A 14947-nucleotide genomic window follows, 5' to 3' on the forward strand; every position below is an offset into this window, starting at 1 on the left:
TCGATTGCGGGCCTTCCCATGACGAGCCGCCGCCTGCCGCCGTTCCTGCGCGCCCTGCTGCTGGCGCTGGGCGTGCTGCTGGCGGGCTGCGCCAGCCTGCCGCCGCCACAGGGCCGCACCGAGTCGTCGGCCCTGCAGGACACCGCCGACACGCGCCTGGGCCGCTCGGTGGCTGAGATGGCGCGCGGCCATCCGGGGCAGTCCGGCGTGTTCGCGCTGGCGCAGGGCCTGGACGCGTTCGCCGCCCGCGCCGGGCTGGCCGACGCGGCCGAGCGCAGCCTGGACGTGCAGTACTACATCTGGCGCGACGACATGTCGGGCGGCCTGCTGCTGGACGTGCTGCGCCGCGCGGCCGACCGCGGCGTGCGGGTGCGGCTGCTGCTGGACGACAACAACACCGCGGGCATGGACCGCGTGCTGGCGGAGCTGGCGGCGCACCGCAACATCGAGGTGCGGCTGTTCAACCCCAGCGTCGCCCGCGGCTGGCGTCCGCTGGGCTACCTGCTGGACTTCGAGCGCCAGAACCGGCGCATGCACAACAAGTCGTTCACCGCCGACAACCAGGTGACGATCGTCGGCGGCCGCAACGTCGGCGACGAATATTTCGACGCCGACCCGGGACGGCTGTTCGTCGACCTGGACGTGATCGCGATCGGCCCGGTGGTGTCGCAGGTGTCCCGCGACTTCGACCGCTACTGGGCCAGCGATTCGTCCTATCCGGCGCAGTGGATCGTCCGGCCGCGGGGCGGGGCGCCGCCGCCCGTGTCCGAATCCGCCGGCGCCACGCTGGCGACCAACCGTGCGCTGTACCTGGATGCGCTGGAGCGCGAGGGGTTCGTGCGCGCGGCGATGCAGCACCGGTTGCCCTTCGAGTGGGCGCCGGTGCGCATGGTCAGCGACGACCCCGGCAAGGGCCTGGGCCTGGCTGGCGACGACAGCCTGCTGTGGAGCCGGCTGCTGCGCGTGATGCGGCCGCCGCGCAGCAGCCTGGAACTGGTGTCGCCCTATTTCGTGCCCGGCGCGGCCGGTGTGGAGCAGCTCGCCAGCCTGGCGCGCCAGGGCGTGCGGATCGTGGTGGTGACCAATTCGCTGGCGGCCACCGACGTGGCGGCGGTGCACGCGGGCTATGCCCGGTGGCGCAAGGCGCTGCTGGAGGCCGGGGTGACGCTGTTCGAGATGAAGCCCACCGCCGGCGAGCAGCTGGCGACCGAGCGGCGGCTGGGCGGCAGTTCGGCGGCCAGCCTGCATGCCAAGACCTTCTCGGTGGACCGCACGCAGCTGTTCGTCGGTTCCTTCAACTTCGATCCGCGCTCGCAGCAGCTCAACACCGAGCTGGGGTTCGTCATCGACAGCCCGGCGCTGGCGGCGGCCACCTCCGACGCCATCATCGGCAAGCTGGCGCGCACGGCCTACCGGGTCCAGCTGGGCCCGGACGGCGCGCTGCAGTGGGCCGACAAGATCGAAGGCCGCGAACTGCTGCTGGACGCCGAACCGGGCGCGAGCTTCTGGCGCCAGTTCGGCGTCGGCCTGCTGTCGCTGCTGCCGATCGACTGGCTGCTGTAGCCGGCGCGGCTCAGGCCGACATCGGCGCCGAACCGCGGTCCACGGCCTCGCGCCTGCCGCGCAGCGAGGAACCGGAATGCTGGAACTGGAACTCGCTGGCGGCGGTGACGGGCGCGCCCGCCGGCACTGGCGCGGCGCCGGTGATGCGCGCCAGCGTCGCCTTGAGGGTGGCGCCGTCGTCGTCGAAGTCGTTGTGGTGCGCGGAGCGCGAGGCGGTGATCGAGCCCTCCGGATTGCTGTTCGGCGAGAACACCAGGTCGGCCTTGCCGCCGGTAAAGAGCTGCGACAGATCGGGGTCGCGCGCCAGCCACTTCTCCATCCCCAGCAACGGCGTGCCTTCGCCGAACGCGCTTTGCTCGAAGGCGCGCGACACCAGGTACAGCAGGCTCTTGTTGTAGATGCGGGCGCAGTTGTCGTCCTGCTCCGCCTTGTCGCTGAGGGCGAACACCGCCAGCCGGCCGATGCTGCCGTCCTCCACCGACGGCAGGTAGGCCTGCTTGAACAGCTCGGTCGTCACCGCCGGCGCCCACAGGGTGCAGGTGTCCAGCGGCATCGCGTAGCCGCGCTGGCCCTGCAGATAGCCCGACGCGATCTTGCTGGCCGGTGCCGTCAGCAGCCGCACCAGCGGCGCCTGGAAGATCGAGCCGGCGCTGTGGCTCACCACGTGCAGCTTGAAGTCCATCTGCGTGCGCAGCGCCGCCAGCAGGTCCAGCGCCATCCGCGCGCCGCCCTGCGGCGTGCTGCCGGCGGCCAGCGCGTTCTCCTTCATCTCGTCCCAGGATGCCTTGCCGGTCAGCGCCCGCGCCAGGATCTCCAGCGTGTCGTCCAGCCGGTCCAGCAGGAAGTCCTTGGCCGCGCCCAGCGCGCCCTCGGGCCGGCGCCGCCGCATCGCGTCCTGCAGGATGTTGGTGATGGTGGACCAGTAGTCGCTGTGCCAGACGAATCCGATGGGGTAGATGCAGGCGTCCAGCATCACGCTGCGGTAGTCCGCCATCCGCTGCACCGCGCTGCGTTCGTCCACCAGGCCGCCGTGCGCATAGAGCAGCACGTGCCGGGTCGGCCAGTCGGCCATCACCCGCGGCATGTCCACCTCGAAGATCTCGCGCAGTTCCTCGGCCGTGGTGCCGTAGTCGCCGCCGGGGCGCAGGGCGCCGTCGTTGCCCAGGCTGACGATGTGCGGGCGCAGCTCGGCATACGAATAGGCCACCGAGCGCGCCGCCGCCGCCGAATGGGCGATGGCCGCCGAGCTGCTCTGGCGCAGCACCACCGGAGCGCCCAGCCGCGCCACCCAGACGTCGGTGGCGTTGGCCAGCCAGTCGTCGTAGCAGATCCGCGCCAGGCCGCGCTGGCCCCACTTGTCGCTCCACGAGTTCTGGATCCAGAAGCCGCCGGCGTCGTAGGCCACCACCGCAAAGGCATGGCCGCCGGACAGCGGGCGCGGCCAGGCGATGTCGCCGTTGCCGTCCACCTCGTCCCAGCCTTCGTGCACGGTGGCAGTGGCGTACAGGATGCCGACTTCGGCCAGCGCGCTGTGCATCGCCACCAGGTCCTTGTGGTTGACCCGCAGGTAGGCGCCGAGCGGCCGCTGCAGCGCGTCCGAGGTGCGCGCCTGCGTCAGCCGCCCGGGCGGTGGCGGCGGCGTCACGTGCTCGTATTTCCACTCGTCCTCGCTGCAGACCCCGTGCTTCTGCCAGCCCTTCATCGCGCCGCGCGCGCTCGAGCCGCTGTAGTCCTCGCCGGGCCACTCGTCGTAGCGGCGCGCCATCTCGTAGAGCATGCGGGCGCTGACCGGCACCTTGTCGGGCAGCACCTTGCGCCGCTGCAGCAGGTAGTTGGCCACGGTCGCCAGGCCGAAACCGGTGCAGGCGCCTTCCTCGCCCTGGTCCAGCACCGGGATCCGCCAGGCCAGGTAGTCGGCCAGCGCGATGTGGGTCGGCACCTCGACCAGCGAGGTCTGGAACATGCGGTCGCGAAAGTCCAGCGTGTCGCGGCGGGCGGTGAGCTTGCGCGCGACGGCGGTGCCGCTGCTGCTGCCGGTGACGAGGGTGGTTGTCGCCATGGTGTTCCTCCGGCCCGGATGGTCGCGCCGAAGCCGTCGCCGCACAAGGGCCGGCGGCCGGAACCGGTGTCCGCGCGAGCGGCGCCGGGTTCTCCTTTTTGGCGAGAATGGGCGATGGACCCGACCCTCGCATCGCTGACCCTGGAGCTGCGCGCCTTCGCCGCCGCGCGCAACTGGGAGCAGTTCCATTCGCCCAAGAACCTGGCGTCCGCGCTCTCGGTGGAGGCAGCCGAACTGCTCGAGCACTTCCAGTGGCTGACCGAGGAGCAGAGCCGCAGCCTCGATGCCGCGACCAGGCAGGAGGTGGGCCGCGAGATCGCCGACGTGCTGCTCTACCTGTTGCAGCTGGCCGACAAGCTGGGGCTGGATGTGGCGCAGGAGGCGCAGAAGAAGCTGGCTTTGAACGCCGTCAAGCATCCGGCGCCGCCGCCTGCCTAGAATGAACCGGCATATGACTTCCTCGTTCAACCTCACCGGCGCCCCCAACTTCCGCGACCTCGGCGGCTACCAGACGGCCGACGGCAAGGAAACGGTGCGGCGCCATCACCTGTTCCGCTCGGACCACCTGGGCAACCTGGAGGCCGAGGACATCCAGCTGCTGTCGGGCAAGCTGCGCGAACCGGTGCGGGTGCTGGACCTGCGCGGCGTCACGGAACGAGAGACCGCCGTCTGCGCGCTGGAGGGCGTGACGGTGCACTCGCTGTCGATCGAGCCGACCATCGTGCAGGTGCTGTCGGACCTCACCGATGCCGGCCACAAGCTCACCCGCGCCGACGTCGTCGGCCACATGCAGGACACCTACCGCGGCTTCGTGCGGCAGAACACGCACCGCTTCGCCTCGCTGTTCGGTTTCCTGCTGGAGTCCAGCGACCCGCTGGTGTTCCATTGCACCGCCGGCAAGGACCGCACCGGCTTCGCCGCCGCGCTGATCCTGCTGGCGCTGGGCGTGTCGCGCGAGGACGTGATGGGCGACTACCTGCTGACCAACCAGCGGCTCAAGCCCAAGTCGGAGTGGAAGGGCCTGACGCCCGATGTCGCGTCGGTGCTGTATCGCGTGCAGCCGGAGTTCCTGGACGCCGCCTTCGATGCCGTGCAGCAGAAGTACGGCGGCCTGGAAGCCTACTTCCGCGAAGGCCTGGGCGTGCGCGAGGCCGAGCGCGCCCGGCTGCGGGAGCTGTACCTGCAGCGCAAGTAGCTGCGGCTGTCATCCCGGCCCTGCGCCGGGATCCAGGCGCAGGACATGCGGGACTGTCGATCAGAAGAAGCAGCTGCGACGTTCCTTGATCGACGGTCGCTGATGGCGCTGAACCTGCGCGTCACGCCAGGCATGGCTTCACCAGGAATTTCTCGCCGGTGGCGCGCCTGCCGTAGATCGCGATGTTCTCCGGCGCCAGCACGCCGGCCAGCGAAATCTCACGCGTGTAGTGGCTGGCGAAGGTGGTCTTCAGCTCCGCCGCCACGCGCTGCTTGAAGCCGTCGATGATCGCCGGGTCCTGCTGCTGCAGCTTGTACAGGTAGTTGAACACCAGCCAGCCGCCGATGCCCCAGGCCATGCCGAAGCTGCGGTTGAATTCGGTGGGCGAGGTGTCCAGGCTGCCGTACAGGTACACCTGCTTGTGCGTGGCCGACCCGTAGCGGCTGTAGCTGCCGGCGTTGCGGGTCAGCGCCGCTTCCATGCAGCTGAGGATCTGGCCGGCCAGCTTGCCGCCGCCGGTGGCGTCGAAGGCCAGCGTCGCGCCGGTGGCAACCAGGGCCTCGGTCAGCTCGCGCAGGAAGTCGGGCGCGCTGGAGTCGCAGACGTGGACCGCGCCCTGCGCGCGCAGCAACTGCGCCTGCTGCGGCTTGCGCACGATGTTGACCAGCGGGATGTGCTCGGCCAGGCACAGGCGCTGCAGCATCTGGCCGAGGTTGGACGCCGCCGCCGTGTGCACCAGCGCCTTGTGGCCCTCGCGCCGCATGGTCGCCACCATGCCCAGCGCCGTCAGCGGATTGATGAACGATGAAGCGCCCTCGGCCGGCGTCGTGCCCTCGCGCAGCAGCAGCGTGTCGCTCACCGGCACGCTGCGGTATTGCGCGTACATCGCGCCGCCGTAGGCAGCCACCGTCTTGCCGAGCAGCGCCTGAGCCGCCGGCGACGTTCCGGCCGCCACCACCACGCCGGCGCCTTCGTTGCCCACCGGCAGCGACTGGCCGACGCGCCCGGCCATGGCCTTCATTGCAGCGGCGGGAATGTCGGCGCTGAGGACCGGCCGCTGCGGCGTGCCCGATGCGCGCGCGCTGGCCAGGTCGGCGGCGCCGAACAGCAGGCCGAGGTCCGAGGGATTGAGCGGTGCCGCCTCGACGCGCAGCAGCACCTCGGCCGGGCCCGGCGCGGGCACCGGCAGCTCGATCAGTGAAAGCTGCAGTTCGCCGTCGGCGGTGACGAGCGAGCGCAGCTGCAGGGCGGTGGCGGGATGGGTCTGGGTCATGGATCGATTGTGACTCCGCCCGCGGCGCGACCTTTTCCGCCGCGGCGGCGCGCCGGTTTCCTACGCAATCGCCCGGGTGGCACCGACAGGGTGCGCGCTGCACCCGCAGCACGATGGTCTCCAAGCACCGGTGCTCCTATCGGTGCCGTGGCTACAGGGAGATACGCCATGGCAGTCAGGCAAGAAAGTCCGAGCCGGTTTCTCGCGGTCCAACCGATGGCAGGAACGGAGGCCGCACCATGGCTTATGTGATCTTCGTCCTGAGCGGCGTGCTGGCCCTGGCTGCCATCTACGCCTGCGCCATCGGCTGGCTCTGGTTCTGCCAGGAACGCCTGCTGTTCGAGCCGGACCCGCTGGCGCACAACCAGAGCATCTCCAACGATCCCGACGTGCACGAGAGCTTCATCGACGTGCCCGGTGCCCGCCTGAACGCGGCGCAGCTGAAGCTGCCGAACCCGCGCGGCGTGGTGTTCTTCCTGCACGGCAACTCGGGCAACCTGAAAAAGTGGTTCGTCGACCTCGACGCCTTCCGCGAACTCAATTTCGACGTCGTGATGTTCGACTACCGGGGCTTCGGCAAGAGCAGCGGCCAGATCGCCAGCGAGCAGCAGTTGCGCGCCGACGTGCGGGCGGTGTGGGCCGAATACGCGCCGCGCTACGAGGGCAAGCGGGTCGTCATCTCCGGCCAGTCGCTGGGCACCGGCCTGGCCGCGGGCCTGTCGGCCGAACTGTGCGCCGCCGGCAAGGCGCCCGACCTCACGCTGATGGTTTCGGCATACAGCAGCATGCAGGCGCTGGCCGACGAGCTCTATCCCTGGGTGCCGAGTGCCGTGCTGCGCTATCCGCTGGCCACCCTGGACTACGCCTGCCGCCTCACCGGCAAGCTGATGCTGATCCACGGCGACAAGGACGAACTGATCGGGCTGCACCACAGCCAGGCGCTGTGCAAGGCCGCCCCGCATGCGCAGTTCCTGTGCGTCGAAGGCGCGGGCCACAGCGACTTGCACCAGTTCCCGTCGTTTCGCAAGGCGGTCAACGCCGCCCTGGTCATGCTCTAACTCGGGCCTCAGGCCTACAGCGCGGCGGTGCGTCGGCGCCCATCATGGAGGCCTGCACACAAGGAGTTCCCATGGCCAACGACAAATCCGATCGCAACGAAGGCGCCAGCAATGACCGCGACTACCGCGGCGACGGCCCGGGCAAGATCGGCCTGACCAGCGACAAGCAGCCCGACCTGGTGGCGCCCAGCGGCGTCAACGAGCGCGACCACGGCGCTGCCGACGAAGCGCCGATGGCCGGCGACATGCTCAATTTCGACGACGACGAAGTGATGTCCGGCCGCGGCAACAACACGCGCACCGGCGGCACCTGGGAAGCCAAGGGCGCCGACAGCGGCAAGCTGGCGCCGCCGCGCGAAATCATGTCGGACCGCAACGGCCCGAGCGACACCGACGGCGGCGCCCGCAAGCGCCCGTCCTGAGCGGCCGTACGCACCGCCAGGCTTCATGGATTTCGCCATCTGGTCGGTGATCGTCGGGGTGCTGCTGGTCGTCATGGCGCTCAGCGGCTCGGTGCTGGCGCGCCTGCCCCTGTCCACCGCAATGCTGTACCTGATGGTGGGCATGGCGGTCGGCCCCTGGGGGCTGGACCTGATCGGCGTGGACATCTCGCAGCACTCCAGGCTGCTGGAGACGCTGACCGAGATCGTCGTTCTCGTCTCGCTGTTCTCCGCCGGCCTGAAGCTCAGTTCTGCCTTGAGCGACCGGCGCTGGCTGCTGCCGCTGCGGCTGGCGGTGCTGTCGATGATCGTCACCGTGCTGCTGATCGCAGCGGCGGGCTACCTGCTGCTGGGGCTCTCGCTCGGCGCCGCAGTGCTGCTGGGCGGCATCCTGGCGCCGACCGATCCGGTGCTGGCCTCCGACGTGCAGGTGCACACCCCCGGCGACCGCGACCGGCTGCGCTTCGCGCTGACCGGCGAAGGCGGCCTGAACGACGGCACCGCCTTTCCGTTCGTGATGCTCGGGCTCGGCCTGCTGGGGTTGCACGACCTGGGTCCGCTGGGCCTGCGCTGGCTGGCGCTGGACGTGGTCTGGGGCGTGGCCTGCGGCATCGGCGTGGGGGCGGGGCTGGGGCTGGCGATCGGCCGGCTGGTGCTGTTCCTGCGGCGCGAGCACCAGGAGGCAGTGGGGCTGGACGACTTCCTGGCGCTCGGCCTGGTGGCCCTGTCGTACGGCACGGCGCTGGCTTTCAAGGGCTATGGGTTCCTGGCCGTGTTCGCCGCCGGCGTCGCGCTGCGCCACCTGGTGGAGCGCGAGAGCGAGGCGCCGGCGGCCAGCCGCAAGGTGGCCGAGCATGCGGCGGCCACGCCCGACACCACCGCCGCCAAGCAGGCTGCCGTCGATCCGCAACACGCGCCGGCCTACATGGTGCATGCGGTGCTCGGGTTCAACGAGCAACTGGAGCGCATCGGCGAGGTGACGGTGGTGATCGCCATCGGCGCGCTGCTGTGGGCCGTCGACTGGGACGGCGCGGCGTGGTGGTTCGTGCCGCTGCTGCTGCTGGTGATCCGGCCGCTGTCGGTGGCGATCGGCCTGGCCGGCTCCAGCGCCTCGGGCAACCAGCGGCTGCTGGTGGGCTGGTTCGGCATCCGCGGCATCGGCTCGCTGTATTACCTGATGTACGCCATCAACCACGGCCTGCCTTCGGCACTGGCCGACCGCTTGACCGCGCTCACGCTAACGGCGGTGGTTGCGTCGATCGTCGTGCACGGCATCTCGGTCACGCCGCTGATGGCGATGTACGAGAAGACGGTGGGCCGGCGCCGCGAGCGCCGCACCGACTCCGCCGGCGGCCGCTGACGCTGTCGGGCTGGCGTGCTGTTCTCCTACACAAGTGGCAAAACGCGGCTGACAGCAGCGCCGGCAGGCGCGCCTAGAGTCGGCTGCACCCAATCAGGAGCGATCCCCCATGAAACCCAGCAACCAGCCGGCCCAGGGCAGCGGCGACACCCGGCCCGCGGCCGACAGCACCCCCGCCAAGACGCCCAATGCCGACATGCAGCCTGAGGACACGGGCAGCGGTGACAGCGAAGCCGACAGCGGCTCGGCCGCCACGCGGGCGATGAAGCAGACCAGCAAGACCGCGGCCGAGAGCAAGCGATGAGCAGCAAGCCTCAGGACGCGATCGAACTGCTGGACGCGGAACACCGCGCCCTGAAGGCGCTGTTCGACGACTACCGGCAGCTGTCGGACCACAAGGCCGGCGGCGCCAAGCGCAAGGCGCTGGCCGAAACCATCTGCATGGAACTGACGATCCACATGCGGCTGGAGGAAGAGATCTTCTACCCGCCGGTGCGCGATGCGATCCGCGACGACGACCTGCTCGACGAAGCCGAAGTGGAACACGCCGGCGTAAAGGAACTGCTCGGCCAGATCCTGGCGATGCAGCCGGTCGACCAGCTGTACGACGCCAAGGTGACGGTGCTGGGCGAGTACATCGCGCACCACGTCAAGGAAGAGCGCGAAGAGATGTTCCCCAAGGTGCGCAAGAGCGGCATCGACCTGGCGGCGCTGGGCGAGAAGCTGCGCGCGCGGCGCGAGGAACTGCGGGCGGTGCCGGAGGCGCTGCGCGAAGACGCGCTGGTCTCCGTGTCGGCCTGACCATTTTCATCAACCCAACAGAAACCCCAAGGAGTCCACCGAAATGAATGCAAAGCAAATGACCCGTTCGTCCGTCCTCATCCTGGCCGCCGCTGCCGCCCTGTCGCTGGGCGCCTGCAGCAAGAAGGACGACGTGTCCACGCCGGTCACCACGACCACCCCGGCGCCGGCCGCGACCACGCCGTCGACCGACACCTCCAGCAGCACGTCCGGCAGCTCGGGCAGCACCGCCGCCACCACCCCGGCAACCTCGGGCAGCACCGACACGTCATCCACCGCCTCGACCTCGGGCACCACGCCGGCCACGGGCAGCACCGGCAGCACCAGCACCATGGGCGGCCCGGCCGGCGCCAGCAGCGACGCCACCAACACCACGGGCACCCCCGGCGCCTCGCCGTCGTCCAGCACCACCACGGGCACGACGACCAAATGATGGCGGACGCGAAGGCCTGGGGCCTGGCCCTGCTTGCCGCGATGGCCTTGACTGCCTGCGGCGACAAAGCGGTCAACGGCGCCAACGCCAACGCGCCTGGCAGCCCCGGCACCGGCAATGCGACGGTGCAGGCCGCGCCGGTCGCACCCGACACGCCCACGGGCGGCAGTCCGGGGTTGGTGGGCACGGCGACCGCCGGCTCGTCCGGCGGTGGCGCGGTGCCCGGCACGACCGGCCGCGGCACCGTCGATCCGGGCGGGCGTAGCCAGCCGGCGCAGCCCGGAGTCGGCACGGCCGGCGGGCTGGGCGGCAATTCCGGCCTGGGCATGACCGGCAGCTTCCCCGCCACCAACAGCGCCAATGCCGGCGCCGCCCCGCACGGCAGCACCAACTCGACGCCGAGCACCTCGGTGGGCAACCGCTGACGCTTGCACCAAATCCGCCCGCGGCCTACGCTCCTGCGATGAGCGCTTCGGTCAGCACCCGCTGTTGCATCGCCGGCGGCGGGCCGGCCGGCATCATGCTGGGGCTGCTGCTGGCCCGCGCCGGCGTCGACGTCACCGTGCTGGAAAAGCACGGCGATTTCCTGCGCGATTTCCGCGGCGACACCGTCCATCCTTCGACCCTGGAAGTGATGCACGAACTGGGGCTGCTGGACGAATTCCTGGCGCGGCCGCACGACAAGGCCTACGACCTGCGGGTGACGACCGGCCGGGAGGAAGCGGTGATCGCCGACTTCCGGCGCCTGCCCACCCGCTGCGGCTTCATCGCGATGATGCCGCAATGGGAGTTCCTGGATTTCCTGCGCGACCACGCCGTGCGCTACCCGGGCTTCCACCTGCTGATGAATGCCGAGGCGACCGGCCTGGTGCAGGCGCAGGGCCGCGTCACCGGCGTCACCGCACGCACTGCCGACGGCGAGCTGCGCATCGATGCCGGCCTGGTGATCGGCGCCGACGGCCGCCGCTCGACGCTGCGCCAGGCGGCCGGCCTGAAGGTGCTGGACCTGGGCGCGCCGATCGACGTGCTCTGGATGCGCATCGCCAAGCGGCCGGACGATCCGGCGGGCAGCGGCGGGCGCATCGGCGCCGGCCACTTCGTCGCGATGATCGACCGCGGCAGCTACTGGCAATGCGCGTACGTGATCCCCAAGGGCGGCATCAGCGCGATCCAGGCGCGCGGCCTGGACGCCTTCCGGGGCGAGCTCGCGCAGCTGGTGCCGATCTTCGCCGGCCGGCTCGACCAGGAACTGCCGGCCTGGGACGCGGTCAAGCTGCTGAGCGTCAGCGTCGACCGGCTGGAGACCTGGTGGAAGCCGGGGCTGCTGTGCATCGGCGACGCCGCCCATGCGATGTCGCCGATCGGCGGGGTCGGCATCAACCTGGCGATCCAGGATGCGGTGGCCACGGCCAACATCCTGGCGGCGACGCTGGCCGACCCCAAGGCCGGTGCCGATGCGATCACGCCGCTGCTGCAGCAGGTGCAGGCGCGGCGCATGCTGCCCACGCGCCTCGTCCAGTGGGCGCAGGTGGCGGCGCAGAACAACCTGATCAACCCGCTGCTGGAGCGCCAGCAGGCGCCGGCCATGCCCTTCGCGCTCAGGTTGCTGAACCGGGTGCCGGCGTTGCGGGTCATCCCGGCCTACGCCGTCGGGGTCGGCATCCGGCCGGAACACGTCCGCTCGCCTAAGATGCAGGTGTGACAGCGCTGTACGATTTCCTCCATGCCATTCCCAAGGCGGAACTGCATTGCCATCTGCTGGGCAGCGTGCGCCAGGCCACCTTCACCGAGCTGGCGCTGCGCGAGAAGGCGCCGCTGACGGGCGAGGAGATCGCCGGCTTCTACACCCGCGGCGACAAACCGGTGGGCGTGCTGCGGGTGCTGCGCGCGCTCGACGCCTGGCTGCTGCGCACGCCCGACGACCTGCACCGCATCACCTACGAATACCTGCAGGACGCTGCGGCGCACAACGTGCTGCACGCCGAATTCTCCTGGAACCCGAGCGGCACGGTGCGCGGATCCGGCATGCGCTACGAGCAGGCACAGGCCGGCATCACGCGCGCGATGGCCGACGCGCGCACCGACTTCGGCATCGGCTCGAAGCTGATCGCGGCGATCGACCGCGAGGCGTCGCCGGCCGAGGCGCTGCAGATGGTGGACTGGGTGATCGAGCACCGCCATCCCGACGTCGCGGGCATCGGCATCGATTACCGCGAGGTGGACCGGCCGCCGGAGCTGTTCGCCCACGCCTATGCCAAGGCGCGGCTGGCCGGCCTGAAGACCACCGCCCATGCCGGCGAGTTCGGCATGCCGTGGACCAATGTGCGCACCGCGATCGAGCTGCTCAAGGTGGACCGGGTGGACCACGGCTACACCATCGTCGACAACCCGGACTTCGCCCGGCGCTGCGGCGAGCGCGGCATCGTCTTCACGGTGGTGCCGACCAACTCGTATTACCTGCGCACCCTGCCGCCGGAGCGCTGGGCGCTGGACCATCCGATCCGCCGGATGCCGGGCCTGGGCCTGCGCATCCATCCCAACACCGACGACCCGACGCTGCACCACGTGGACCCGACGCGGGCCTGGCAGATGATGGTGCAGGAGTTCGGCTTCGGCCTGGACGACCTGCGCCGCTTCATGCTCAACGGCATCGATGGCGCCTGGGTCGACGACGGCAGCAAGCGCCAGTGGCGCCGGGACTGGGCGGCCCGCTTCGATAGCCTGCGCGCAGGCATGGATTCTGCTCAGGGACACCCATGAATTCCAAACTCAAACGGATCGCCGTCGCACTGGCGGCGCTGGCCGTTGCCGCCTCGTCCCACGCGCAGCCGGCCTGGCCGGCGGCCAGGCCGATCACGCTGATCGTGCCCTTCAGCGCCGGCGGCAGCGTCGACGTCGCCGCCCGGCTGGTGGCGCAGCGCCTGGGCGAGCGGCTCAAGCAGTCGGTGGTGATCGAGAACCTCGGCGGCGCCGGCGGCACCATCGGGGTGGCCAAGGCGGCGGCCTTGCCGCCGGACGGCTACACGCTGGTGATGGGCGCCGACAGCCCGGTGGCGATCGCGCGCCTGATCAACCCGGCGGCGGTGCGCTACGACGCGCTGCGCGACCTGGCGCCGGTGGGCCTGGTCAACACCGCGCCGATGGTGCTGGTGGCGCGTCCGGGCCTGCCGGCCAACACCCTCGGCGACGTGATCAGGCTGGCCAGATCGCAGCCCGGCAAGCTCAGTTATGCGACCTCGGGCGTCGGCACGGTGCTGCACCTGGCGATGGAATTGATCAAGGACCGGGCCGGCGTGTTCATCACCCATGTGCCGTACAGCGGCGGCGCGCAGATCGTCACCGACGTGGTCGGCAACCAGGTGGACCTGGCGCTGCTGGTGAGCGTCACCGCCACGCCGAACGTGCAGTCGAGAAAATTGAAGGCCATCGCCGTCACCGGCGGCAAGCGGCTGGCCACGCTGCCGGACGTGCCCACCGTGGCCGAGACGCCGGGCTTCAAAGGCTACGACGTCGTCACCTGGACCGGCCTGTTCGCGCCGGCGCATACGCCGCCGGCGATCGTGGAGCGGCTCAACCGCGAGCTCAACGAGGTGCTGCGCTCCGACGACATGCGCGCCAGGATGCAGGAGCAGGGCGCCGTCGGCGGCAGCGGTTCCGCCGCCGAGTTCGCGGCGTTCGTGCAGCGCGAACAGGAACGCTACGCCGTGATCGTCCGGAAGGCCAACATCAAGGAGTGACGACCGTCATGCCTGCCGGCATGCGCGTCGTGGCTGTCATGCCGGGCTTCGACCCGCCATCCCAGACCTCCAGTCAGCCCTTGGCCACCGGCCGCTTCGGGTCGCTGCACCACTCGCTCCAGCTGCCGGCGTAGAGCCCGGTCGGGCCGAAGCCGGCCAGCTCCATGGCGATCACGTTGGGCACGGCGCTGACGCCGCTGCCGCACTGGTGCACCACGGTGGCGGGGTCGCGGCCGGCCAGCAGCTGCTCGAACTCCGCCTTCAGCTGCGCCGGCGGCTTGTACCGGCCGTCGGCATCCAGGTTCTCCGAGAACGGCCGGTTCAGCGCCCCCGGAATGTGGCCGGCCACCGGATCGAGCGGCTCCACCTCGCCGCGGTAGCGCGGCGCGCCGCGGGCATCGACCACCAGCATGCCGGGCTGGCCGAGGCTGCGTTCCACCTCGCCGGTGGTCACCAGCCGGCGCAGCGGCCGGCCCAGTTCGAAGTTGCTCTGGAAGTGGGCCGGCTCGGCCCGATCCGTCACTTCCCCGCCGGCGGCCTGCCAGGCCTGCAGGCCGCCATCGAGCACGGCCACCGCATCGTGGCCGGCCCACTTGAGCATCCACCACAGGCGCCCGCAATAGGTGCCGCCGTTGCGGTCGTAGGCCACGGCCTGCATCGCATTGGAGAAGCCGACGCTGGACAGCCACATGGCGAATTTCTCGCGGCTGGGCAGCGGGTGGCGCCCGCCCGAGGCGGCGTCCGGATGCGGATGGTGGGTGCCATCCGCGTCCACCATGCCATGGTCGCTCAGCGCCTCGTCCAGGCCGGCATAGACGGCGCCGGGGATGTGGGCCTTGCGGTATTGCTCCTGGCCGGCGGCGGGATTCATCAGGTCGAAGCTGCAGTCGAAGACCATCAGCGGCGCGCCGCCGGCCCGCAGGGACTTCAATTCGGCGGCGGAGATCAGGGTGGTGTGCATGGTGCTCGTCGGGCCGGGCCCGCAGGAAGGGACGTGGATGATTATCTTGCGATCCTGCCGCCGGGCC

General features: G+C 70.6%; 16 protein-coding genes. 13 read left to right on the top strand and 3 right to left on the bottom strand.

Features of this window, described 5'->3' with window-relative positions; all coding sequences use genetic code 11:
- The first annotated feature begins 18 nt into the window (after nt 1-18).
- The gene (locus ACFPOE_RS15915; protein ID WP_376851110.1) at nt 19-1563 is read left to right on the top strand and encodes a phospholipase D family protein; all 1545 of its coding nucleotides are present in this window, start codon (nt 19-21) and stop codon (nt 1561-1563) included.
- 10 nt (nt 1564-1573) lie between these two features.
- Here the strand turns inward: ACFPOE_RS15915 and ACFPOE_RS15920 are convergent, their stop codons facing one another.
- On the bottom strand, nt 1574-3622 hold the full coding sequence (locus tag ACFPOE_RS15920; protein WP_376851111.1) for a C1 family peptidase: 2049 nt from the start codon (nt 3620-3622) through the stop codon (nt 1574-1576).
- A 114-nt stretch (nt 3623-3736) separates the two neighbouring features.
- Here ACFPOE_RS15920 and ACFPOE_RS15925 point away from each other — a divergent pair, with 114 nt between their 5' ends.
- The gene (locus tag ACFPOE_RS15925; protein WP_376851113.1) at nt 3737-4060 is read left to right on the top strand and encodes a nucleotide pyrophosphohydrolase; all 324 of its coding nucleotides are present in this window, start codon (nt 3737-3739) and stop codon (nt 4058-4060) included.
- A gap of 13 nt (nt 4061-4073) precedes the next feature.
- On the top strand, nt 4074-4817 hold the full coding sequence (locus tag ACFPOE_RS15930; RefSeq protein ID WP_376851114.1) for a tyrosine-protein phosphatase: 744 nt from the start codon (nt 4074-4076) through the stop codon (nt 4815-4817).
- 121 nt (nt 4818-4938) lie between these two features.
- On the opposite strand, the gene ACFPOE_RS15935 is transcribed toward ACFPOE_RS15930, so the two are convergent.
- Complete coding sequence (locus ACFPOE_RS15935; protein ID WP_376851116.1) at nt 4939-6090, bottom strand: zinc-binding dehydrogenase; 1152 nt, start codon at nt 6088-6090, stop codon at nt 4939-4941.
- Nucleotides 6091-6329: 239 nt separating this feature from the next.
- On the opposite strand from ACFPOE_RS15935, the gene ACFPOE_RS15940 reads away from it, so the two are divergent.
- From ACFPOE_RS15940 to ACFPOE_RS15985, 10 genes are all read left to right on the top strand, one after another.
- The gene (locus ACFPOE_RS15940; RefSeq protein WP_376851118.1) at nt 6330-7148 is read left to right on the top strand and encodes an alpha/beta hydrolase; all 819 of its coding nucleotides are present in this window, start codon (nt 6330-6332) and stop codon (nt 7146-7148) included.
- Nucleotides 7149-7219: 71 nt separating this feature from the next.
- Nucleotides 7220-7570 carry a serine/threonine protein kinase gene (locus ACFPOE_RS15945; protein ID WP_376851119.1) on the top strand — a complete coding sequence of 117 codons (351 nt, stop codon included), beginning with the start codon at nt 7220-7222 and terminating at the stop codon, nt 7568-7570.
- A gap of 25 nt (nt 7571-7595) precedes the next feature.
- Nucleotides 7596-8948: a cation:proton antiporter gene (locus ACFPOE_RS15950; RefSeq protein WP_376851120.1), complete on the top strand. Its 1353-nt coding sequence runs from the start codon at nt 7596-7598 to the stop codon at nt 8946-8948.
- A gap of 109 nt (nt 8949-9057) precedes the next feature.
- Entirely contained in the window at nt 9058-9252 is a 195-nt protein-coding gene (locus tag ACFPOE_RS15955) for a hypothetical protein (protein WP_376851122.1), read from the top strand.
- Nucleotides 9249-9749, top strand: a complete 501-nt coding sequence (locus tag ACFPOE_RS15960) for a hemerythrin domain-containing protein (protein ID WP_376851123.1) — start codon at nt 9249-9251, stop codon at nt 9747-9749. Before ACFPOE_RS15955 ends, ACFPOE_RS15960 begins: the two co-directional genes overlap by 4 nt.
- Nucleotides 9750-9792: 43 nt before the next feature.
- Nucleotides 9793-10182, top strand: coding sequence for a hypothetical protein (locus ACFPOE_RS15965; RefSeq protein WP_376851124.1), 390 nt, complete (start codon nt 9793-9795; stop codon nt 10180-10182).
- Nucleotides 10179-10607 carry a hypothetical protein gene (locus tag ACFPOE_RS15970; protein WP_376851126.1) on the top strand — a complete coding sequence of 143 codons (429 nt, stop codon included), beginning with the start codon at nt 10179-10181 and terminating at the stop codon, nt 10605-10607. Before ACFPOE_RS15965 ends, ACFPOE_RS15970 begins: the two co-directional genes overlap by 4 nt.
- A 38-nt stretch (nt 10608-10645) precedes the next feature.
- Nucleotides 10646-11884 carry an FAD-dependent oxidoreductase gene (locus ACFPOE_RS15975; protein WP_376851128.1) on the top strand — a complete coding sequence of 413 codons (1239 nt, stop codon included), beginning with the start codon at nt 10646-10648 and terminating at the stop codon, nt 11882-11884.
- Complete coding sequence (gene add / locus ACFPOE_RS15980) at nt 11881-12942, top strand: adenosine deaminase (RefSeq protein WP_376851129.1); 1062 nt, start codon at nt 11881-11883, stop codon at nt 12940-12942. Before ACFPOE_RS15975 ends, add begins: the two co-directional genes overlap by 4 nt.
- Nucleotides 12939-13919 (top strand): Bug family tripartite tricarboxylate transporter substrate binding protein, encoded by a 981-nt coding sequence (locus tag ACFPOE_RS15985; protein ID WP_376851131.1) that lies wholly within the window; start codon nt 12939-12941, stop codon nt 13917-13919. The genes add and ACFPOE_RS15985 overlap by 4 nt, the downstream gene beginning before the upstream one ends.
- A 73-nt stretch (nt 13920-13992) precedes the next feature.
- Here the strand turns inward: ACFPOE_RS15985 and ACFPOE_RS15990 are convergent, their stop codons facing one another.
- Nucleotides 13993-14880 (bottom strand): sulfurtransferase, encoded by an 888-nt coding sequence (locus ACFPOE_RS15990; RefSeq protein ID WP_376851133.1) that lies wholly within the window; start codon nt 14878-14880, stop codon nt 13993-13995.
- Between the last annotated feature and the right edge of the window lie 67 nt (nt 14881-14947).

Source organism: Caenimonas terrae, assembly GCF_042655405.1.
Classification (GTDB): domain Bacteria; phylum Pseudomonadota; class Gammaproteobacteria; order Burkholderiales; family Burkholderiaceae_C; genus Ramlibacter; species Ramlibacter terrae_A.